This window comes from Acetobacter sp. DmW_043, assembly GCF_002153485.1.
GTDB lineage: Bacteria > Pseudomonadota > Alphaproteobacteria > Acetobacterales > Acetobacteraceae > Acetobacter > Acetobacter thailandicus.
In genome coordinates this window covers 72,693-94,766 of record NZ_JOMN01000007.1, presented here as the reverse complement: position 1 = coordinate 94,766, position 22,074 = coordinate 72,693, and the positions used below count along the sequence as shown (strand labels likewise).

The following is a 22,074-nucleotide window of genomic DNA, read 5'->3' as shown; positions in this document are numbered from 1 at the left end:
AGCCTTTATGCCTGCTTTTTCAGTTATTACACGTATATGGTGTGTTTGTGGCGCTCTGCTTGCTGCCTCTGCTGTCATAATGAGCGCTCTGGCCGCGCATCTGCCGGATGAACAACTGGCACAGGGCGGGCGGGCTATGCTGCATAACGCGACAGATGTGCAAATGTGGCATGCCCTTGCACTTATTTCTATCGGTCTCAGACTTCCCCGACACGCGCCTCGCCTTACCCTTATTGCAGGCTTCGGTTTACTGACAGGCACGCTCATGTTTGTATCTGGCGTCTGTTATACGGCCTTTAGTGGTCATCGTGCTTTTCATATCGCCCCCACCGGCGGCAGCCTTCTGATCATCTCATGGTGTATTCTCGCTTACTCATGGGCTTTCTGTAAGAGCAGAAGCGAGAACTCCGGGCCTCATCCATAAAAACAGATTTTTATGTTTTAATTCTTTTCAGAATAATTTGCCCCACCCACAGCAAAAACAAAGCAAGCAGAAAGCACACCAGAAGCAAACAACCCGTTACTATTTTCTGACGTGTGAGACTACCATCTCCCGTCAGAATCCTCAGAATATCTGCACCAGCATGCCCACCAGTGGCAGCATCTACACGCGGCAATGCGGTGAGAAAAAACCGCATCCCCATAACCAGCACCACCGTCAGACCAACTGTGAGCAATGTTTTGATAAGAGTGAGACGAACGCTACCGGGAGCAGAAGAAGACATAAATTACAACTCGTTTTCAGCCATCATTTCAGACTGCTGTATTATTAGCCACGCAAACCTGTATGAACTTCATGTGGTTTTTTGGGGGCAGGCTTCGTTACTGACGGACCATCAGTTAAAGTCAGCGTGTCATGATAGGCGCCGTTTCTCCAGACCCAGCGGTCTGTACCATCAACGACTATATCATACATACCATCATGCCTGCGCGGAAGGACCGTCACCGGACCACTGACAGAATCCAGAATTTTAACCCAGTCGTCACCTTTTTTAAGATAAACATCCGTTGAACATCCGGCAGAGCCACACAGACTTGCAGACTGCACCTGAACAAATAAGGCCGTATCCCGCCCGTCAGGAGAAAGAGCTGCTGAACCTACAAGCACCAGAGGTATTTCTTTATGACGGGCGGCTGTTGCCAGATCATCGGCATTTAACTTACGTGCTATGGTATCAAGCTCACCCCCTGGCTGACGTGTCAGCACAACCTGATGCCCTGCCAGAGATGCGACATTGTTACTGTGCCTGGCCTGCCTGGCGAAGGAGGGTCCGCCGGCTGATAAAAGACCAGTGATGACAGCACACATAATGACTTGTTTTTTCAACACTGCACTCTTCTGACCTGTTATGGTACATATTCTGGCCATGAAAACTTACCCTCACAAGATGTCCGAAACCACGCCCCCGGAACATCCATGCCCCGGCTTATACAGGCACTATAAAGGTGGTCTTTATACACTGATCTGCGTGGGACGTCATAGCGAAACCGAAGAATGGCTTGTTACTTACCGCAGTGAGGAACACGGCACTTACTGGGTTCGTCCCTTAAAAATGTGGAACGAATCAATTAACGGTACACCGCGCTTTGCTTTAATGCATTCTCTAAGCGCCGAAAATCTCTTCTCAGACCGGCCATATCGGCCTGCAGGAAAACCAGAAAAAAGCTGATATTTTCTGTTTTCTTTCACCGCAATAAACCCGGAATTTTTATTTTTCTATACGATATTCAATTCCAGAGAAGGCTGACCAGTATGACCAGCCTTCTTCAGACTATTTTTACAGCGCAGCTTTCGCACGTGCCAGCACAGCTTTACAGGCTTTTTCACGAACAGGAACTACAGACATTGGCAACGAATAAGTTTTGCCGTTAACCAGCATCTGACCGGCTGTACCGCGGGCATAGTTCATGTTGCCCTCCTGCCCCTCAGGCACAGCATTTGTCTTTTTATTATAAGACTGAAGCACCTGGAAACCATCGTCGTAAGAAACATAGTTGGTTTCAGTGCAGTAGTTAAGCAAGCCAGCAACCTCAACAGGGTCAGCGCTGGCAACAAAGCCTGACAAATCGACATCACTCAGCGCAGGCGTACCAACATCACCAGGCGCCTGATCAGCATAAGCAGAAACAGAAGAACAGGTCATTGCAACAACAAGTGACAACGCTGATAACTTACAGACAGAAGACAGCTTCATTTGAGTTTTTCCTTCCCCCAAAAATCATGCCCAAACTTCCTGTAAAACAAAAAAAAATCAAGTGATCTGCAACGCAGGAGAGCTATCTCACAGCCAGTACAGCCAGATTAAAAAATCAGGAATATCTATAAAAAAGAAAAATTTTAATTATTTTAATGAAATAACTATTTAATTCAAAATTAAAACCCCATTATTGAAAAAAAATAAAAATACACCAAAAATCATAATAAAATAATTATTTTAATTTATACAAAAAATCTCCTGATATTATTGGAAAAAATTTCGTGATATTGATTATATTCACTTCAACAATTACAATGCCGGAGAGATTATTTTAACAGCAGCTTCAGAACACATCTCAGGCTCACGAAAAACTGTTTTCTCCACACATTACATGAGTGTAATATTTTAATTGCATAACGCTTTTGGAATGTGCAACCATTCATTACGATATCAGAGTGAGGGACCCCTGCATATCATGCCTGACAACAATAAAAATGCAGTAACTACCAATACTGATGGGCTACAAAGCCGCCATATTGCAATGATCGCCCTGGGGGGTGTCATTGGTGCAGGCCTTTTTGTTGGTAGTAGTGCCGCTATTTCTGTGACTGGCCCGGCTGTTCTTGTAACTTTTCTGGCAGTAGGCATCCTTGTCGTTCTGATTATGCGTATGCTCGGCGAAATGGTTGCGGCTCACCCGGGCAAAGGCTCTTTTGTTGCGTATATCCGCGCTTCTTTCGGCCCACGCCTTGGTTTTACAGCTGGCTGGCTTTACTGGTTTTTCTGGATTGTTGTACTGGGAAGTGAGGCCATTGCCGGCGCCCTGATCGTGCAGGACTGGCTTCAGCTTCCCATATGGGTGCTGGCTATCGGCCTGATTATCATCCTGAAACTTATTAATTTTGCAGCCCCGCGTGTTTTTGGCGAATGTGAATTCTGGCTTTCTCTCATTAAGGTAATGAGCATTCTTCTTTTCATTGGCATTGCCGCTCTGTTTGTCGGGCATGTCTTTGGCCCGGGGGTGCCGGCTGCCAGCAATTTTCTGGGGCATGGTGGCTTTTTTCCCTTTGGACCTGCCAGTGTACTCGCCATCGTGCCAACCATTCTGTTCACTATGATGGGGTCAGAAATTGCAACAGTGGCCGCAGCAGAATCGCACGAACCCGGCCAGAATGTTGCGCGGGTAACGCGCAGCATCGGGGCGAGGGTCACACTCTTTTACCTCGCTTCAGTCGCTATGGTTTTACTGGTCGTGCCATGGCAGAATATCGAACCAGGTAAATCGCCCTTTGTCACCGCAATGGATGTCATGGGCATACCCGGTGCCGGCGTGATAATGCGTATCATCGTACTGAGTGCCATTCTCTCCTGCATGAATTCCAGCATGTACGTCACATCCCGCATTCTGACCGAACTGGCCGCCAGTGGTGATGCACCTGCACGACTGGCGCGCACCGGCAAGACCGAAACACCCCGCCTCGCCGTTGTTATCAGCAGTATTGCCGGCACTCTGGTCGCATTCTCATCCATCCTTGCACCTGACACGATCTTCGCGTTTCTGCTGAGCTGTAGCGGGGGTGTCATCCTGGTTGTCTACTCTATGATCGTCGCAGCCTATATCTGCACACGAGGCAGAGCAGAAAAAACCGGCGACACCGCAAATTATACTCTGCTGCTCTTTCCTTATATAAATTATGGTACTCTGATCGCTGTAACACTTGTCTTCATTGCGATGCTGTGGGGGCACAATGAACGTATGACAGCTATCGCAAGCCTGAGCACGTCACTGGCCTGTTATGCCCTGGCATGCCTGATCACACGCCGGACGGCACAGGAGCAGACAGTACTATCCGACAAAAAGACAGCCTGAACACGGATAAGCAAAAAATACCGGCTCTCAGTAATGAAAGCCGGTATTTTTCGTAAAAACAAACGGTCCGTTTAGCTCAGCGTCATGAGGCTGGCATTACCACCTGCGGCTGAAATATTAATACTGCGTGACTGCTCCTCAATAACGCACTCCACATGAGGAAGTTCCTCTCCGGTAATCCATGCCGGAACAACCGGGCCATCCCCTTCAGCCAGTGCTGCACGTGCATAGGCAAACGCATCATCATCACGCTCACCCAGCAGCACAGCGCAGGGCTTTTCTGTAGCGCTGGCAACAAACGTAACTGCATTCTGAACAAGCAAAGGAAGAGTTGCGATCCAGCCCTCAATTGAGGCATCAGCCAGGAGCAGAACCGTATTCCCTCCTGAGAACGCCAGAGAGAGCTGGTTGTACAGCCCTTCTTTCGTGGCAGGAATACACAATACAGCGCCTCTGGGTGCCAGACGGTAGAGATTTTTTTCACCCACCGGCCCTGGGAGCATACATTCACCATCGACTACACTGCCTCGCCCAAGAACCAGAGCCTGCCCGGCAAGTTTTGTCTCTTTTTCAGCGATAAGCCAGTCTGTCCATGCCTGCATCACCACAGGTTTCTCACCAGAGAATGTCCATACCATCTCTGGCGACTGAGCAAGCAGACGGCGCAAAATCAATGGTCCACCAGCCTTCGGCCCGGTACCTGACAGGCCCTGCCCACCAAATGGCTGCACACCAACAACAGCACCAATCGTGTTACGGTTAACATACAGATTACCCGCATGGATACGCGACAGCACGTGCTGCACTGTTGCTTCAATACGCGTATGTAAGCCAAAAGTGAGGCCATAACCGGTGGCGTTAATTTCGTTTAAAAGCTGATCAAGTGTATTTTGTTTATAACGCAGCACATGAAGCACAGGACCGAACACTTCGCCCCCCATCTCCTTCACAGCTTTTATTTCTACCAGGGTGGGTGGTACGAAATACCCTTCAGAGCAATGCTCAGGCACCGACACAGAAAAAACCGATGCTCCCCTGGTACGAAATGCCTCAATATGGCGCGTAATATTCTCAGCAGCTTCTGCTGTAATCACGGGGCCAATATCGGTTGACAGATCTGCCGGATTACCAGGCCGGAGTTCATTCATTGCGCCACGTAACATGCCCAGAACATGGTCGGCACATTCCTCCTGCACACACAGCAGACGCAGTGCCGAGCAACGCTGCCCTGCACTGTCAAAAGCTGAAGCAATCACATCAGCCACAACCTGTTCAGCCAAAGCTGAACTATCGACAATCATGGCATTCTGCCCACCTGTCTCTGCAACAAACGGAACAGGCTGACCAGTATGTGTTCGTCTTTTTTCAAGCTGACGGTTAATCAGCTGTGCAACCGCAGTCGAACCGGTAAACATCACACCACTGACACGCTCATCAGCGACAAGTGCTGCGCCTGCATCCCCCTCCCCTGTCAGCAGTTGCAAGGCGGCCTGAGGCACACCGGCTTTATGCAAAATACTAACAGCAACAGCAGCAATCAAAGGAGTTTCTTCGGCTGGCTTGGCAAGAACAACATTACCAGCGGCAAGAGCCGCTGCAATCTGTCCGATAAAAATGGCCAGCGGGAAATTCCAGGGACTGATACAAACCACCACACCAAGTGGCTTATGTGTCGTATTGTCAAACTCGCGGCGAATAGTCGCACCGTAATAGCGCAGAAAATCAACAGCCTCACGCACTTCAGCCACGCCATTGGGAAGAGACTTTCCTGCCTCACGCGAAAGCAGAGAAAGCAGCTCATATCGCTGTGCCTCAAGCTGATCTGCGGCCTTATCAAAAATATCCGCCCGATATGACGGCGCCGTTGCAGCCCACTCAGCCTGTGCTGCCTGTGCTGCATCAACTGCTTTTGTCACCATAGCTGGCGTAGCTGACGCAACGACACCGACTTTATCACTGTGGCAGGCAGGATTAATGACAGGGCGCTCTTTACTTCTGACACGCTGCCTGAACACAACAGGAGCCGCTTTCCAGGTTTTTGGCGCCCCTTTTAAACCCGCAGCCAGACCAGATAAGACCCGGTCATCTGCCAGATCAAGCCCTGACGAGTTACGACGCTGAGGCGCAAACAGATCTGCCGGTTTAGAAATCTCCGGGTGTGGTGCGCCGTAAGGCTCAAAGCGCTGTGCCGTAACAATCGGGTCTTCAATCAAAGTGGCGACAGAAAGTGTGTCATCCCCCACCTGATTGACGAATGATGAGTTTGCACCGTTTTCAAGCAAACGTCGTACCAGGTAAGCCAGCAATGTCTCATGCGTACCAACCGGCGCATAAATACGTACCGGACGCCTGAGCTCAGCTGAGCCGGTAATCTGCTTATAAAGAGGCTCTCCCATACCGTGCAAACACTGAAACTCGTATGAGCCGGCTTCAAATTTTTTACCTGCCAGCGCATAAAGGCTACCAACAGTACGGGCATTATGTGTGGCAAATTGCGGAAAAACAGCATCTCGCGCATCAAGCAATTTACGCGCACAGGCGAGATAGCTGATATCTGTATGGCACTTACGCGTGTAAACAGGAAAATCAGACTGACCATCGATCTGTGCTTTTTTAATTTCACTGTCCCAGTAAGCACCTTTAACAAGCCTGATCATCAGCCTGTGTTCTGACCGCCGTGCAAGGTCAATCATAAAGTCAAGCACAAACGGACAGCGCTTGCCATAAGCCTGCACGACAAACCCGATACCATGCCAGCCTTTAAGCTCTGGCACATGACATAGCGCCTCAAGCAGATCGAGTGAAAGGTCAAGCCGCTCACTCTCTTCTGCATCAATGCTCACGCCAATATCATAGCCGCGGGCAAGCAGCACAAGCTCTTTCACAACCAGAAAAAGCTCAGCCATAACACGCTCATATTGCGCGCGAACATAACGCGGATGCAAAGCAGAAAGCTTAATAGAAATACCTGGCCGCTCATACACACCGCTGCCTTTTGCGCTGCGACCTATGGCGTGAATGGCATTAATATAATCCCTGCGATAGCGCTCTGCATCTTTTGCCGTAAAGGCTGCCTCACCAAGCATATCATAAGAATAAGCAAAGCCATTTTCTTCAAGCTCTGTGCTGTTTTCACGTGCCTGCTCAATGGTCTCGCCCAGCACAAACTGCTCACCCATAAGGCGCATAGCAGTATCGACAGCGCGACGAATAAGGGGCTTGCTGCTGCGCGACACCAGGTCAAGCAACGTATTTTTCAGATTTTTCTCATCACGCTTACCAACCAGCTCACCCGTAACAGCCAGCCCCCAGGCTGCTGCATTGGTAAATAGCGGGCGGTCACGCGAAATATGCGCCAGCCAGTCACCATTACCTATTTTATCTTCAATCAGGGCATCACGCGTAGCGGTATCGGGAATGCGCAACAGAGCCTCAGCCATACACATGAGGGCAATTCCCTCAGAAGAGGACAGGGAGAACTCCTGCACAAGCATTTCAACCAGCCCCGGGCGACGCTCTGCCCTGAGCGCCGTTGTAAGGCGGGTCGCCAGCTCAGCTGCGGTTTTTTGTTCTGCATCATTCAGGGTTGCCGCGGGTGTCAGGATTTTGACACACTCAGCTTCGGGCTTACGAAAAGACTGAATAATCGCTTTACGCAATGATGAACGAGAGGAAAATGCAGGCGCAGCTGTAACATGGTGAGGCATAAATTTTTTATTCCGTCATAAAATGCATTCAGACAGCCTGAAACTTCTCGTTATTTTTTTCAAGAGGCTCTTTTATTTTGTTTTGCAAGCAAAGCTTCTGTTAAGTTTAGTAAATCCTTAAACTATGCCTCTATATAGTTAATGATTTTTCTGAACAAAAAATTTTTTATTAAAATACAGATGAAAGGCATAACATCAGATAGGTTTTTTGTAATATCTGGAAAAGTCAGAACAATTATATTTTTCTTACCATATGCATAAATTTAGACAGCGTTATGCCTTTCTGCCTTTAAGTTTTATGTAACGCCCGCCTGCTATCAGTGAGGAACAGTGCTCTCTGATTATTCCGTGCGTACGATGGCTAATAATTGCCATCTCAGCGACTTCTTCAGGCTCAGGAGCATTTTTTGAAATAAAAGATGAAGCTTTCAGCATGGCTGCAGACTGATACTGCAGGCTATGACAGACAGTGCTACGAAGTCACATAACTATGCTGATAACCCGATAGAGTCTGGCACAATGTATGGTGGTAATACCGCGCTATCAGACGCGGTATTACTACTCACTTAATGCGACAGCGCTTTATTTAAAATAGCGGCCAGTCGAACTCCGGCCTGTTGCAGGCGAAGCTCCATAATCGGCCATGTCAATTCGGTATAAGTCTTGCCAACATCAGCTCCCTTACTGGCAGGCAGCGCAGCATAAGCCACAGTACGGGCCAGGGAATGACTCTCGTTAGCCCAGCTAACGCTGGCATCATGAATATCTCCGCTATCCAGATCCTGCACCCAGTATTTCGTCTCATCAGGTGTGATCTGAGCGCCAAGACGATCCGCCTCCTGCTTCGCGCGAACGGGGTCGATGCTGTAGAACGGGCCAACATGCAGGTTCGCCTGATGATCTATCACCCCCTCATCCCACAGAGAGTGGAGGTTCATGTGACCATTGGCATTGTTTCCGAAATAAGTAAGGTGGATTGCATTGCCACCCATGTCCTTATTGCGCTCAGCAGCATGCAGCGGCTGATGGATATCCCCCGCAAGGTGAACTATCCACTTCAATGCAACCAGACGCTCCTGAGGTGACGCATGCGTATCGGCAAGGATTCTGACCTCCTCGGGGAGTTTTTCCACGACGCAGGCATGGTCCGGGCAGTCACGGGCCTGATCATAGACTGAGTGGGACACGTCTATATCGACATAATGCCATTTCAGCGTTTTGGGTGCTCCTCCTTTGTTCTCCGGAATATGACCAATCGTGTCGGGCCAGGAGGCAACCTGATCGAGTGTCTGATGATCTTCAAGAGCGAGTAACGCAGTTACGGTCTTTTCAGCTTGAGGTGTCAGATGCTCCTGTGCGATATCCGCTACGATCGCATGCCCATACGGCCCCCAGGCGAATGCGCTGGAAGAAAAGGCAAGTGTGCCTGCACCGATCAGAGATGCACAAAAAAAACGAAATTTCATTGGAATCCTGACTGCCTGATTCTGGCAATAATACAGATATGTAATGTTAAGTTTACAAAGCTGAGAAAGTTACTGAGACCCGACATAGTTAACCTGAGATTACCCCCATAGCCGGATCTGTAATGCTTATGCGTCCTGTCTCAACATGGCCGGCCAGACGAATTTCATTACGGTCCTCACCCTCCGTTATTACCGTCAGATCATACCAGTGATGACTATTCGCGAGGTTAACAGGCAAGCTGGAAGAGCTCTGACCCGGAACATCAAAGCTGCGGTCTGCTGCACCATAAGCATTATCCCGGAGTAAAAGACGCTTAGAAACTGCTCCGCTATTAACAGCTTTAAGAATGAGGCTACCGGTAGCGGCATCATGACAGGCCGTAAGGCTCATGGTCGTCGCGTCAGGAACGTAAAAATACCGTGCAAAACCATTAGGACCCAGAACGGTAATCTTGTGACTATCACCCTGCTGCACAGACCATACGTCCTGCAAAGCTTTGCCTGGCCCGATTGTATAGCGGCGAGGCGTCTCATGCGTAGTATCACGATAAACATAAAGACACACAGCCTGCTTACCGTCATTACGCATATTCAGGGTCAGAACACCCGGAGCAGAAGGAACGAGATCAGCAGTCAGGTCATAAGGTAATGGTCTGGCCAGACGCACACCTGTTTCCTGACGTCCCATATCCTCAATACGGCTTTGATGAGGGACAATAACGGCGGGAAGTTTGCAGGATGCATCAGCTATTTTTCGATAAGCGGTGGTATCGGGCAGTGGTGGCAGCACAGTACGTTTGCGTGTAAAATCAAACGCGCCTGTCAGATCACCGCAAATGGCACGACGCCAGGGGGTAATATTAGGTTCTTTTACGCCAAAGCGTGCCTCAATGAAGCGAATAACTGACGTATGATCAAAAACTTCTGAGCTGACAAAACCACCTGTGCTCCAGGGAGAAATGATAAAGGCCGGCACGCGCGGACCCAGACCGAAAGGCAGCATATCTGCGGTCTGGCTTTCCGGGCGAAAAGCCGCGACACGGTCATGAATTTCCCCTGCTGTATCAACCGTGCTTTTTCCTGGCAGCACAGGTGTTGGCGGCTGAGGCGGCGGCATATGATCAAAATAACCATCATTCTCGTCATACATAACCAGAAAAACAGTTCTGGCCCATACTTCAGGATTAGCCGTTAACGCATCTAACGTACGAGAAATGAAGGTTGCACCGTAACCTGGTGTCCAGCGAGGATGTTCGGAATAAGCTGCCGGCGGCAAAACCCACGAGACCTGAGGCAAGCGATCAGCCAGCACATCCTGCCGCAGATTATCGAGTGTCCGGGCAGTCATAGCCCGCTCATACAAAGGGGAACCCTTTGGCGCATCAACAAAATTACGAAAATTCATCAGTACGTTTGTACCGAAATTACCATTTTCAATATCAGAGACTGACATGCTTTGCTGATAGATACGCCAGTCAATACCTGCGTCCTGCAGGCGCTCAGGGTAAGTCGTCCATGAGAAAGGTGCTGCGACATTCGGATAAAAAGGACGGTCGACCCAGTCTCTGTTATCAAGCACCGGCCCTCCGCCTGTTCCCGCCGGGTCAACCATACCCGTCATCAGGTAGTAGCGATTAGGATGTGTCTGAGTAGGAGTAGAGCAAAACCAGTGATCACAGACTGTAAACGCATCAGCCAGTGCATAATGAAAAGGGATATCATCGCGGGTGTAATAACCCATCGTCATATCTGTCTTATAACGTGGCCACTGGTTATTCCAGCCCTTGTTAATTGCTGCGTGTGTTGGCGTCCAGCTGTGATCAAGATCCATGACACATTGCGCGCTGGTTGTTTGTGTCGGCAGGTGAAAAGGCGTAATCCAGCCATCTGCTGATTTATGACGCTGCTGCCACCAGACCGGAAAACCTTCCGGACCATGCACAACATGTCGGTCGCCATACCCACGTACCCCTGATAAATGACCAAGGTAGTGGTCAAACGACCGGTTCTCCTGCATCAGAATAACAATATGCCGAACGTCGCTGATTGTTCCGCTTTCACGTCGTGCCGGGATTGCACGTGCACGCTGAATTGACGGAAGCAAACCAGACAGTGAAAGACCCGCACCAGCGGTCAGCAGGCTTCTGCGATAAATGTCAGAGGACAATGATGACGTTTCCTCATACTGCGCATCGAATTGACAATAGTCAGGGAGATAATGAAAGAAAATCCGCCTCATGCAGCAGGCGGATATCTCACTGAAGAATTTTAAAAATCTGCGCTGAACGTCCCGAGAACGGAGAACGGGCTGGCGATCAGATAACTTGTGCTCTGGCCTGCAATTTTAGAACCAAAGACACCGGTTGTGGCTTTCGCGTTCGTAGCAGCACCATTAACAAAACCCAGATAATGGTTGTTCGCGATATTCATCAGGTTCAGCTTAAGTGTCGGATGTTTGAGAAAACCAAAGTTTTTAAAGCGATAACCAGCAGATATATTCATACGAACATAACCTGGAATCTTCAGGTCATTTGTAAACGTAGCATACTGCGAACCAGTATATTTCAGACTAAACCCTGAAAAGAAATTACCGTCATCATAATCGAGGTTAAAACCAACCTGATATTTAGCCGTCTGAGGGGCAAATTTACCCTTAGAATGAACATAGTCACTGGTACTGCCACTGCTGGCAGCCAGGTTATTATCAGTGCGGGCGTCAACATACTCAAAAGACGCATACGGGCGGAAATTATGAAACGGACGTGTTCCAATTTCAGCATCCACACCCGAAGCATGCATACCACCACCATTAATACTGGTTGTATAATAGCTGCCGTTCGGCTGAGTAATAACCTGTGTATAAAGACGGTTTGTAAAGTTATAATGGAAAAACGTAATGGAGCTCATTATAGTTGCTCCCTGATAACGCCATCCTGCTTCTTCAGAAATCGAATATTCCGTTTTCTGGTTTGGGTTCGCTTTGGTAGAATAGCCAGAACCTGGATAATATGACCCGGAATCATATAGGGAACTGTTCATAGGAATACGGAAGTTTGTTGTTACAGAAGCAAAAAACTGATTTTCACTATTCACTTTATAACGAACAGAAAAAGCCGGGAGAGGTTGCTGCCAGGAACCATTGATATGAGATCCTGTCGATGTGTCTGGCAGACCATTATATCCCTGACGTTTAACAAAGGTATATTTAAGGCCCGCTTCAATGTTTAATTTATTATTAAGCAGTGAAAGACTGTCAGCTAAAAAAAGTGTATGAATACGTGTTTGTGTTAACGTATCACGATATTCAGCCGTCACACCGTTTGATAATACGAGGTTAGGTCCCCCTCCCCATAAATCAAGCGCCCGCCCCGTCTCCGAGTTAATAAGGCTATAAGGGCCTGTCTGACGCTGTTTTGAATATTCAAACCAGTAGCCGGCTTCAAGACGGTTTATTCCGGTGTGCAAAGTCAGTTTGGTGACAGAGCCTGGACGGTAGGTTTGCGTGTTTGAAGGATTATACAAAAGCATCGACTTGGTATTAGATGCATTGTAATTTCCAAGAGACGCTGACATTTTTTCAGCGCCATACTGATAATTCTGAAAACTGGTGCTATAGGCCCCACCACCATTTCCGTTCCCGTACCAGAAATACGGTGTTTCTGTCAGAGTGATTTTATCAGACAACCTGAAAGTCGAAGGAGCCGATGCGTAAATGTTGGTAAACGGATTTCTGTGTAGCTGGTAATAATTTCCACTCGGACTGTCGGGGTTCCATTTCGACTCATAGACGTTATTCTTGATCATGCTGTTGACCAGAGAGTTGTAACCCTTACCGGTGTTCATGGCGTTCATATCAGCCGCGGTGGTTACTCTCGTAGATGGAAAAAGCACCCCTGAAGAATGATTACCAATAATACTCAGTGAAACGACGTTGCCATTACCCCATTTGTTGACCCATTTGGTTTCTCCATGCATTTTATTGGAACTACCCGGGCCTCTCCACATATCCTCTGCAGCCTGAGAGAAAGATACAAAACCTCGCAGATTTGTGTGACCAACATAGCCTGTATCCACACGACCAAAAATACGACGCATATTATATGAGCCATACGACCCGACGAGCTTACCACCAAAATGGTTCGCCGGATCGCGGAGATACATATCTACAGCACCCCCGGTTGCAGAAATATGCGGGCTATCGAGATCTGCAGAACCCTGTTCTACGTTGATACTACGCAAGTTTTCTGCATCCACAATTTCCTGCGGGTACACAGCATAACTGCCAATATCGTTAATGGGAAAACCCTCAAGCGTGAAACCTATCTGCTGAGATGTCAGGCCACGCATTGTCATATTGCCACCGGTCATGCCCAGAGGGTCCTGGTCTGACGTATTAACACCGGGGAGTAATGCAATGAGCTGCATTGGGTTTGACCCGTTTGCCTGCTTCTCAATGAATTCCTGCGTGACGGTAGAGCGGGATTTAGGAGCATCTTCTTTAATCATCAGGCCAGCAGCAACCTGACGATGATGTGCTCCAAAAACAGAAATTTGCTCTTCCGATACGTCTGTCGGTGACGTTGCCCCCATCATACTCGGAGCATTCTCTTTTGGCTTATGATGTAAGCCTTTAGATGAGTGTGTTGTAGTTTTTGCTAAAGGTTTACTCCAGGCATGTACTGGCGCGTAGTACATGAACGATATAGTTGATGTGGACAGAAGCAGACATCTGAGCTTTTTCATAGTTCTTATAGGTTTCACGTTTAACCTTTATCCGCACATCTGTTTTAGAGAATTTCAGAGGGTTTTACCCGCAGACTTTAAAATTGTGTGTTAAGGTTGTGAGACAATTTGAAGACAATACTTATGCTGTCACACCAGCTCAGTTGTGATAGCTGCTGAGGGATCAAAGCCTGTGCAGTAAGTTACTGACTCTCTGAAAAGATGCAGTATTAGTGTAGCATTATTATGTCGTATGAAACGATACGCCGGTGGAGCCATAGGCCAGGCTCTGCTTATGCTGCTCTTGCGAAAGCGAAAATAAGTGATGCTGACACTTCGCACTCATGACAGGTGTCAGCTTTTTATCTCAGTGTTCTTTAAAGTTCGCCATCTCTTTATCCGGTCTACCAGGATATCGTATAAAAATTCACAAAAATACTTTATTTTATAAAAAGATTTACAAATAATTTTATAAACATAAAAACCTGATCGGGCACTTCATCTGAACGCTTAAAACAATTTAAACGTATCGAGATGACCGACAAAACAGACAAAAACTTCAGCGCCATGATCTATCTCGCAGCAGCCGTGATTAACGCACGGTAAATCGCTGAAAGTCTGTCCCGGCAGTATTATCGCTCCCTGGACATAAAACTATTTCTCAATTTTTCTTTAATCAGCGCTTCTGCGCAGCAGGTTATAACGCACTGTGCCGGTACCCTGATACTCCCAATAGCAGGGGAGCACTGTCGGTTATATATTTTTTAAGGAGGGAGATAATTGAGTCTGGAGCGGATGAGGGGAATCGAACCCCCGTATGCAGCTTGGGAAGCTGCCGTTCTACCATTGAACTACATCCGCATCTGACTATGGCCTCTATACGCTTAGAGCGTTTTTCTGGCAACCATCCAATATATTTTTTCTAAACTCCTTTACTCTTCAGGTATACCGCCGGTCAGGTCCGATAAATGGCCAATTTCACGCAGGGTCAAACCTTCAGGCGGCTTGCTGCGGGCACTCCCTCTGGCAACACGCCGGGGCAGTGCTGCCTGGTCAAAACCAAGCTTTACGGCTTCTTTTAAACGGGCGTCAGCCTGTGACACCTGGCGCACTTCGCCTGACAACCCGACTTCACCAAAATAAACATCGCCTGAACTGGTCGGCACCCCGCTCGCAGCAGAAACTAGTGCCGCTGCCACGGCAAGGTCAGCTGCAGGCTCTGTCACTCTCAGACCACCTGCCACATTAAGGTAAACATCCATACCCGCCAGCTTCAGCCCGCAACGCGTCTCAAGCACGGCGAGCAACATAGAAAGCCGGCCACTATCCCACCCCACAACAGCCCGGCGTGGTGCACCATCGCCCGACTTAGGAGAAAGCAGAGCCTGCACCTCAAGCAAAACCGGGCGCGAACCCTCAAGCCCTGCAAAAATAGCTGACCCTGCAATATTGCCGCGACGTTCAGCCAGGAACAAAGCCGAAGGGTTACTGACCTCCTCCAGTCCACGATCAGTCATCGCAAAAACGCCAATTTCATCTGTTGCACCAAAGCGATTTTTGGCCGCACGTAAAATACGAAACTGGTGCCCGCGATCTCCTTCAAAATAAAGCACCGCGTCAACCATGTGCTCCAGCACACGCGGGCCTGCAAGAGCGCCCTCTTTCGTCACATGCCCGACCAGAATAAGGCTGAAACCCCGCCGCTTCGCCAGGCGGATCAGCTCAAACGCACAGGCCCGCACCTGAGAGACTGTGCCTGGTGCACTATCAACCGTTTCAAGCCACATCGTCTGAATTGAATCGATCACCACGACTTTAACATCTGGCTCAGCTTCAAGCGTGGCCACAATGTCTGTCACGTTAATTGATGCTGCAAGGTCAAGAGACGCTGACCCCACCCCCAGCCTGAGCGCACGCAGGCGAATCTGATCTGCCGCCTCCTCACCCGAGATATACAATACCCGTGACCCGCTTTCTGCCAGGCGACAGGCAGCCTGCAACAACAGGGTTGATTTACCTATGCCCGGGTCGCCCCCTACCAGCACAGCAGAGGCCGGCACCAGCCCGCCCCCCAGAACGCGGTCAAGCTCTTCGATACTGGTTTTAATGCGTGGCGGCGGCTGAGCGATACCACTTAACCCTTCAAGCTTAATGCGGCGCCCCCGCGTTGACGGCCGTGCAGAAGAAGCTGCCAGAGGTTCAATCTGCTCCTCTTCAAGCGTATTCCACTCCTCACAGCCTTCGCACTGCCCGATCCATTTCGGGTGCACAACGCCACAGCTGCGACACACAAAACGACGTGAAGGTTTTTTTGCCACAGCCGACTCTCCTTACCGCATCATACGCTCACAGGCGCCCAACAGAATCATAACGAAGCCCGACAGTTCGTATGGCAGCGGGGTCGAAAATATTGCGTAAATCAATAACGACGCCGTTCTTCATCCGCTGTGCCAGTTCGGCTGGCACAAGTGCGCGAAACTCATTCCATTCTGTGAGCACCACCAGTGCATCAGCATTTTCAGCTGTGCTGAGTGCATCCTCACAATATATCACCCCTGCAGGCAAAAGCGGGCGAGCCACATTCATAGCAACCGGGTCATAGGCACGAATAACTGCGCCAGCTTCTGCCAGTCGGTGCAATACAGGCAGTGAGGGAGATTCACGCATATCATCTGTCTCAGGCTTAAAAGTCAGCCCGAGAACAGCAATCGTTTTACCTGACACTGAACCACCACACAAAGCGGCAATGCGCCCGGCTATGCCAGCCTTACGGGCTTCGTTAACCAGCACTGTGGTTTCAACCAGGCGACAGGCACTCTGCGCCTCCTGCGCGATGCGTGACAACGCCAGAGTATCTTTAGGAAAACATGAACCGCCATAACCAGGGCCTGGGTTTAAAAACTCACGGCCAATACGCCTGTCCAGCCCCATGCCATCGGCAAGGTCCTCTACACTGGCGCCTAATTTTTCACACAGATCTGCCATTTCGTTAATAAACGAAATCTTCATCGCGAGGAAAGAATTCGAGGCATATTTGGTCAGCTCAGCGGTTTCAATACCGGTGAATAAAAGTGTCGCACCAGTGTGAGAGATTTTGTTGTATACATTGCGCAGCACCGCCTCAGCACGGCCATCGGTACGCGTTTTTTCCTGATCAAGGCCGATAATCACACGATCAGGGCGCATAAAGTCCCCGATTGCATTACCTTCACGCAAAAATTCAGGGTTGGAAGCCACATCAAAATCAGCATCAGGGCGGGTTTCACGGATAATAGCCGCAATACGCCGGCTTGTGCCCACCGGTACGGTCGATTTTGTCACGACAACCGTATAGCCTGTCAGCGCATGAGCAATCTGACGGGCTGCGGCATGAACATACTGCAGGTCGGCTGCGCCGTCGCCATTTCTGGGTGGTGTACCAACAGCGATAAATACCGCATCAGCGCCTGTTACGGCGTGAGCAATATCATCACCGAATGTCAGGCGGCCAGCCTGCGTGTTTGATGCCACAAGCGCATCAAGACCCGGCTCATAAATAGGAATTTCTCCGTTACGCAGGGCATGCAGACGCTGAGGGTTTGTTTCAACAATAGCAACATGCACGCCAAATTCGGCAAAACATGCACCTGATACCAGTCCGACATACCCGCCGCCTATCATAGCTATGCGCACTCAAACTCTCCTGCTGTATAGTCCTGTGCTGAAATCCTGCCTTCACCTGCCGGGGCAAAAGAAAAAAACAGAATAGCAGACATTATTACCACTACAGATGCCCTTCATCATCACGCTCTGCAATGGGGGGTGAACGGATGATGCGTCTGAGCTGACATTTTATCGGGCAACCCGGCGGCTACTCAGCGATCTCATCATAAAAAAATATTTCAGACTTTGACGCCTCGCCCGTATCAGGCTACGGCTTAACATCACGATTTATAAAAGCACTTAACCAGGATGATAAACCGGGCAGATGGATAGCTTGCTCTCTCTTGTAGCCAGACTGGGCCGGACAACCCTTGATCTGATTCGCGCAGCCGGGTCTCTGGCTTTGTTCGCTCTTGAAGGGTTGTCGCACATCTTTCGCCCACCCTTTTACGGGCGTGTGTTTTTCAGCACCTTTCAGGAGACCGGGTTCTTCTCCCTGCCTGTTGTCGCCCTGACCGCGCTTTTTTCAGGTGGGGTTATTGCTTTGCAGTCCTACACAGGATTTGCGCAATACCATGCACAAAATGCTATTGCCGGCATTGTCGTGCTGGCCGTGACCCGCGAGCTGGGACCTGTGCTGGCCGGCCTGATGGTAGCCGGGCGCGTGGGGGCAGCCATTGCCGCACAGCTGGGCACCATGCGTGTCACTGACCAGATTGATGCACTGAGCACACTCTCAACCCATCCGATGAAATATCTGGTGGCACCACGCCTTCTCGCAGGGCTGGTGGCTCTGCCTCTGCTGGTGTTTATTGCCGATATTCTGGGTGTAGCCGGCGGCTTTACTGTCTGTGTTATGAAGCTGGGCTTTTCACCTCATGCCTATATCACGGCAACGCTCAACTCGCTCAAAATAGCAGATGTCACCGTAGGGCTGGTCAAAGCAGCACTGTTTGGTTTTCTGATCTCACTGATGGGCTGCTATTACGGTTATAACAGCAAAGGCGGCGCTGAAGGCGTTGGTTCAGCCACAACAGCAGCTGTTGTTACCGCTTCGATTCTGCTCCTGGCCTTTGATTATCTTCTGACGGATCTGTTCTTCTCACAATGACCAGCACCACTCCCAGAATCCGCATTCGCGACCTGCACAAATCCTTCGGTTCCAGAACCGTTCTGGATGGCATTACTTTTGATGTTCCTGCCGGAATGTCTCTTGTCATTATTGGCGGTTCGGGCAGTGGCAAGTCAGTGCTGCTGCGCTGTATTCTCGGGCTTATCACCCCGGATTCCGGCAGCATTGAAATCAACGGGGAAGATATTGTCGCAGCCTCTGAGCAACGCCGTGAAAAACTACGCGGCGAAATTGGCATGCTGTTTCAGAATGCTGCTCTGTTTGACAGTCTGCCCGTCTGGGAAAACGTGACCTTTGGCCTGCTGGCACAAAAGCGCATTAAACGTGCTGACGCCCGCCAGAAAGCAGCCTCAGTTCTGGCTCAGGTGGGGCTTGATGAGTCGGTTTGTGACCTCTACCCCTCTGAACTGTCAGGCGGCATGCAAAAGCGCGTTGGCCTTGCACGGGCTATCGCGGCACAACCTGAAATTCTGTTCTTTGATGAGCCTACAACAGGCCTTGACCCTATTATGGGCGCTATTATCGACGGGCTTATTGTCGATTGCGTAAAAACACTCGGTTCAACCGCTATCGCCATTACCCACGACATGGCTTCGGCCCAGCGCATTGGTGATCAGGCCGCTATGCTTTATAAAGGCAGGATGGTCTGGCAGGGTGCAGCCACATCTCTCATGAACAGCGGCAATCCGCTTGTTGACCAGTTTACCCATGGCCGGCGCGAAGGCCCGATTTCTATGGAACTCCGTAAATAACCCCTCTGAACAGAGACCCCGGACTATGAGACATGTTATCTTACTACTGATCTGTGCTGTAACGCTCTCAGCCTGTTCAGAAGAACCCAAAAAACTGACCACACCCGCTCAGTGGCAGAAGTACGGCTACCACGACCATCTGATGCAAAATAACAAATAACCGCATCCCCCGGCTTACAAAACCGGGGGGGGTGATTTGTCGGTCACCCTTTTTTCATGGCCCATGCCGGTGCAGTTTTACCGACTGCAGCGCGACGACCTGCCCACTCCTGCAGGTCAGACCACTGGCGCACGCGCACCGTACCAGGCCACAACAACCCACCCTCTGACGAGAAGACTATAGCCTGACGCAGGCGTGCATCAGAATATTTCTGCAAAGCAACACCAAGGCCACGCGCCATAACAGGCAACTGTTCTGCCGGGAAAATCAGAAAACGCCTGTTATCACCAATAACTGCGACCTGATCGCCCTCAGCCGGGTTACACAGCAAAGCACGCTCACCTGGTTTTAGGTTGAGCACCTGGCGGCCTGAGCGCTTCTCAGCCACCATACTCTCCTCCTCAACCAGCATACCGCGCCCGACATCTGAGGCAACAAGGCGTTTACCGCCTGCTTTCACAGCAAAAACAGCAATCAGCTCTTCATCATTTGGCAGGTCAAACAATAATCTGAGAGGCTGACCATCGCCACGACCCCGTGGCAGATCAGCCGCTTTCACGGTGAAAGCTTTTCCGTCCGTTGCAAAGAAGCAGATTTTATCAGTCGTGTAACAGGGGATTGTCAGCCTGAGGGCATCGCCCTCTTTAAACTTCTGATTTTCAGCATCAATATTATGACCTTTAACCGTACGCACCCAGCCCTGCTGCGACAGTATCAGCGTAACAGCCTCACGTTCAACCGCATCAACGACAGAAATATCAACCGGCTCAGGCGCTGAAAGAAGAGTACTGCGACGCTCGCCCAGGCGACCTTTACCAAACTGTACACTCATCTCACGCAGTTCACGCTCAATACGCTTCCAGCGCAGGCCAGCATCAGCCAGCAACTCTTCAAGAGCTGCACGCTCTGCAGAGAGTTTATCATGCTCTTTGCGAATCTCGACCTCTTCAAGCCGTCGGAGACTGCGCAGACGCATGTTTAAAACAGCTTCAACCTGAATATCAGTCAGAGAGAAAGTGCGAATAAGGCAGTCACGTGCATCATCTTCTTCACGGATGATACGAATGACTTCATCAAGGTTAAGGTAAACTGCGAGAAAACCAGAAAGAATTTCAAGACGGCGTGCAACCGCATCAAGACGATGCTGACTGCGACGCTCCATCACCTCATGACGGTGGTCAAGCCAGGCCTGCAAAACCTCCTTCAGCCCCAGAACCCCCGGAGTACGGTTAGCGCCAAGTACATTCATGTTCAGGCCAAAACGGCTTTCAAGCTGCGTGGCACGAAACAATGTTTCCATCAGCACTTCAGGCTCAATACCGCGTGTTTTTGGCTCAAGTACCAGACGGATCACGTCGGTACTTTCATCACGGATATCACCCAGAAGCGGGAGTTTTTTCTGCTCGAGCAAATCAGCCATCTGTTCGATAAGCCGGGATTTCTGCACCTGATAAGGAATTTCAGTGACGATAATCTGCCATGTGCCAAAACGCCCCTGCTCCACCTCCCAGCGGGCACGCATACGAAAACTGCCACGGCCTGTTTCATAGGCTTTCAGAATAGCCGCTTCATCTTCCACAATCAGGCCACCGGTCGGAAAGTCCGGCCCGGGCAGATACGCCATCAGCTCCTGCGTGGTACAGCCTGGTTTTTTGACCAGAAAAGCTGCTGCTTTACAGACCTCAGCAGCGTTATGTGGCGGAATACTGGTTGCCATACCCACAGCAATACCAGAAGCACCATTGGCTAAGAGATTAGGAAAAGCACCGGGGAGGACAACGGGCTCCTGCTCCTCACCATCATAGGTCGGGCGGAAATCAACAGCATTTTCTTCAACCCCCTCAAGCAATGCACTTGCAACTTCGGTCAGGCGGGCCTCGGTGTATCGCATTGCCGCAGCGTTATCACCATCAACCGAGCCAAAATTACCCTGCCCTTCTACCAGGGGGTAACGGGCTGCAAAATCCTGCGCCAGACGTACGAGAGCCTCGTAAACTGAAGCATCACCATGAGGGTGGTATTTACCGATAACGTCACCCACAACACGGGCGCATTTTTTAAAGCCCGCAGAGGGATCAAGCTTAAGCTGATACATGGCATATACCAGGCGGCGGTGAACCGGCTTAAGGCCATCGCGCACATCGGGCAGCGAACGCGACATAATAGTAGAGAGCGCATAAGACAGATACCGCTTGCTCAGGGCATCGGTCAGTCTGGTCTCTTCTACGCAGCCTTCAACAGTTTCGCTCATCTTACACTCCCTGACACAATGCCACCTTTAACCCATGATCAGACATAGCGGCTGAACCTCTTTTGTTCTACCCCCGCACTGGGCAGCAACAGCAAATTACTCTGCTCTTTCTATTTCTGGCGTGACTGATACACATATAGGTCTGTTCTGCGTTTCAGATACAAGGCTTTTGCT

At 49.8% G+C, this 22,074-nt stretch carries 16 protein-coding genes and 1 tRNA gene; 6 read left to right on the top strand and 11 right to left on the bottom strand.

The window, feature by feature from the left end; all coding sequences use genetic code 11:
- Nucleotides 1-7 precede the first annotated feature (7 nt).
- Complete coding sequence (locus tag HK11_RS02050) at nucleotides 8-424, top strand: DUF423 domain-containing protein (protein WP_086553678.1); 417 nt, start codon at nucleotides 8-10, stop codon at nucleotides 422-424.
- 10 nt (nucleotides 425-434) lie between these two features.
- Here the strand turns inward: HK11_RS02050 and HK11_RS02045 are convergent, their stop codons facing one another.
- Together HK11_RS02045 and HK11_RS02040 are read right to left on the bottom strand one after the other, a co-directional pair.
- Nucleotides 435-725, bottom strand: coding sequence for a hypothetical protein (locus tag HK11_RS02045; protein WP_086553677.1), 291 nt, complete (start codon nucleotides 723-725; stop codon nucleotides 435-437).
- Between the two features lie 44 nt (nucleotides 726-769).
- A complete protein-coding gene (locus tag HK11_RS02040; protein ID WP_233133263.1) occupies nucleotides 770-1,327 on the bottom strand; it encodes a hypothetical protein in 558 nt (185 codons plus the stop codon).
- Nucleotides 1,328-1,349: 22 nt separating this feature from the next.
- Here HK11_RS02040 and HK11_RS02035 point away from each other — a divergent pair, with 22 nt between their 5' ends.
- The gene (locus HK11_RS02035) at nucleotides 1,350-1,670 is read left to right on the top strand and encodes a DUF1653 domain-containing protein (RefSeq protein ID WP_369822902.1); all 321 of its coding nucleotides are present in this window, start codon (nucleotides 1,350-1,352) and stop codon (nucleotides 1,668-1,670) included.
- 108 nt (nucleotides 1,671-1,778) lie between these two features.
- Here the strand turns inward: HK11_RS02035 and HK11_RS02030 are convergent, their stop codons facing one another.
- On the bottom strand, nucleotides 1,779-2,195 hold the full coding sequence (locus HK11_RS02030) for a DUF2501 domain-containing protein (RefSeq protein ID WP_086553676.1): 417 nt from the start codon (nucleotides 2,193-2,195) through the stop codon (nucleotides 1,779-1,781).
- A 478-nt stretch (nucleotides 2,196-2,673) separates the two neighbouring features.
- Between HK11_RS02030 and HK11_RS02025 the strand changes: the two genes are divergently transcribed.
- Nucleotides 2,674-4,068: an amino acid permease gene (locus tag HK11_RS02025; RefSeq protein WP_086553675.1), complete on the top strand. Its 1,395-nt coding sequence runs from the start codon at nucleotides 2,674-2,676 to the stop codon at nucleotides 4,066-4,068.
- 71 nt (nucleotides 4,069-4,139) lie between these two features.
- On the opposite strand, the gene putA is transcribed toward HK11_RS02025, so the two are convergent.
- The 7 genes from putA to HK11_RS01990 all read right to left on the bottom strand — a co-directional run bounded on the left by putA (nucleotide 4,140) and on the right by HK11_RS01990 (nucleotide 17,623).
- Nucleotides 4,140-7,775, bottom strand: a complete 3,636-nt coding sequence (gene putA, locus HK11_RS02020) for a bifunctional proline dehydrogenase/L-glutamate gamma-semialdehyde dehydrogenase PutA (RefSeq protein ID WP_086553674.1) — start codon at nucleotides 7,773-7,775, stop codon at nucleotides 4,140-4,142.
- 566 nt (nucleotides 7,776-8,341) lie between these two features.
- Entirely contained in the window at nucleotides 8,342-9,241 is a 900-nt protein-coding gene (locus HK11_RS02015; RefSeq protein ID WP_086553673.1) for a S1/P1 nuclease, read from the bottom strand.
- An 88-nt stretch (nucleotides 9,242-9,329) separates the two neighbouring features.
- Nucleotides 9,330-11,408 (bottom strand): phosphocholine-specific phospholipase C, encoded by a 2,079-nt coding sequence (locus tag HK11_RS02010; RefSeq protein WP_086553672.1) that lies wholly within the window; start codon nucleotides 11,406-11,408, stop codon nucleotides 9,330-9,332.
- Nucleotides 11,409-11,509: 101 nt separating this feature from the next.
- Nucleotides 11,510-13,984, bottom strand: a complete 2,475-nt coding sequence (locus HK11_RS02005; RefSeq protein WP_086553671.1) for a TonB-dependent receptor — start codon at nucleotides 13,982-13,984, stop codon at nucleotides 11,510-11,512.
- A gap of 766 nt (nucleotides 13,985-14,750) precedes the next feature.
- Nucleotides 14,751-14,824: transfer RNA gene (locus HK11_RS02000), tRNA-Gly, on the bottom strand.
- A gap of 71 nt (nucleotides 14,825-14,895) precedes the next feature.
- The gene (radA, locus tag HK11_RS01995; RefSeq protein WP_086553670.1) at nucleotides 14,896-16,281 is read right to left on the bottom strand and encodes a DNA repair protein RadA; all 1,386 of its coding nucleotides are present in this window, start codon (nucleotides 16,279-16,281) and stop codon (nucleotides 14,896-14,898) included.
- 28 nt (nucleotides 16,282-16,309) lie between these two features.
- Nucleotides 16,310-17,623 carry a UDP-glucose/GDP-mannose dehydrogenase family protein gene (locus HK11_RS01990; protein WP_086553669.1) on the bottom strand — a complete coding sequence of 438 codons (1,314 nt, stop codon included), beginning with the start codon at nucleotides 17,621-17,623 and terminating at the stop codon, nucleotides 16,310-16,312.
- A 307-nt stretch (nucleotides 17,624-17,930) separates the two neighbouring features.
- Between HK11_RS01990 and HK11_RS01985 the strand changes: the two genes are divergently transcribed.
- Genes HK11_RS01985 through HK11_RS12680 form a run of 3 tightly spaced genes read left to right on the top strand, consistent with a single transcriptional unit; the run spans nucleotide 17,931 to nucleotide 19,649 of the window.
- On the top strand, nucleotides 17,931-18,716 hold the full coding sequence (locus HK11_RS01985) for an ABC transporter permease (RefSeq protein WP_086553668.1): 786 nt from the start codon (nucleotides 17,931-17,933) through the stop codon (nucleotides 18,714-18,716).
- Nucleotides 18,713-19,489 carry an ABC transporter ATP-binding protein gene (locus tag HK11_RS01980; RefSeq protein ID WP_086553667.1) on the top strand — a complete coding sequence of 259 codons (777 nt, stop codon included), beginning with the start codon at nucleotides 18,713-18,715 and terminating at the stop codon, nucleotides 19,487-19,489. The genes HK11_RS01985 and HK11_RS01980 overlap by 4 nt, the downstream gene beginning before the upstream one ends.
- A 25-nt stretch (nucleotides 19,490-19,514) precedes the next feature.
- Nucleotides 19,515-19,649, top strand: coding sequence for a hypothetical protein (locus HK11_RS12680; RefSeq protein WP_255375955.1), 135 nt, complete (start codon nucleotides 19,515-19,517; stop codon nucleotides 19,647-19,649).
- A 43-nt stretch (nucleotides 19,650-19,692) separates the two neighbouring features.
- On the opposite strand, the gene parC is transcribed toward HK11_RS12680, so the two are convergent.
- On the bottom strand, nucleotides 19,693-21,900 hold the full coding sequence (gene parC / locus HK11_RS01975) for a DNA topoisomerase IV subunit A (protein WP_086553666.1): 2,208 nt from the start codon (nucleotides 21,898-21,900) through the stop codon (nucleotides 19,693-19,695).
- Between the last annotated feature and the right edge of the window lie 174 nt (nucleotides 21,901-22,074).

Coding starts and splice junctions, on each gene's coding strand:
- HK11_RS01990 (WP_086553669.1), bottom strand. CDS start 17,623: ATGATAGGCGGCGGGTATGTCGGACTGGTATCAGGTGCATGTTTTGCC.
- HK11_RS02015 (WP_086553673.1), bottom strand. CDS start 9,241: ATGAAATTTCGTTTTTTTTGTGCATCTCTGATCGGTGCAGGCACACTT.
- HK11_RS02030 (WP_086553676.1), bottom strand. CDS start 2,195: ATGAAGCTGTCTTCTGTCTGTAAGTTATCAGCGTTGTCACTTGTTGTT.
- HK11_RS02005 (WP_086553671.1), bottom strand. CDS start 13,984: ATGAAAAAGCTCAGATGTCTGCTTCTGTCCACATCAACTATATCGTTC.
- HK11_RS01985 (WP_086553668.1), top strand. CDS start 17,931: ATGGATAGCTTGCTCTCTCTTGTAGCCAGACTGGGCCGGACAACCCTT.
- HK11_RS02035 (WP_369822902.1), top strand. CDS start 1,350: ATGGTACATATTCTGGCCATGAAAACTTACCCTCACAAGATGTCCGAA.
- HK11_RS01980 (WP_086553667.1), top strand. CDS start 18,713: ATGACCAGCACCACTCCCAGAATCCGCATTCGCGACCTGCACAAATCC.
- HK11_RS02045 (WP_086553677.1), bottom strand. CDS start 725: ATGTCTTCTTCTGCTCCCGGTAGCGTTCGTCTCACTCTTATCAAAACA.
- putA (WP_086553674.1), bottom strand. CDS start 7,775: ATGCCTCACCATGTTACAGCTGCGCCTGCATTTTCCTCTCGTTCATCA.
- HK11_RS02025 (WP_086553675.1), top strand. CDS start 2,674: ATGCCTGACAACAATAAAAATGCAGTAACTACCAATACTGATGGGCTA.
- HK11_RS12680 (WP_255375955.1), top strand. CDS start 19,515: ATGAGACATGTTATCTTACTACTGATCTGTGCTGTAACGCTCTCAGCC.
- parC (WP_086553666.1), bottom strand. CDS start 21,900: ATGAGCGAAACTGTTGAAGGCTGCGTAGAAGAGACCAGACTGACCGAT.
- HK11_RS02050 (WP_086553678.1), top strand. CDS start 8: ATGCCTGCTTTTTCAGTTATTACACGTATATGGTGTGTTTGTGGCGCT.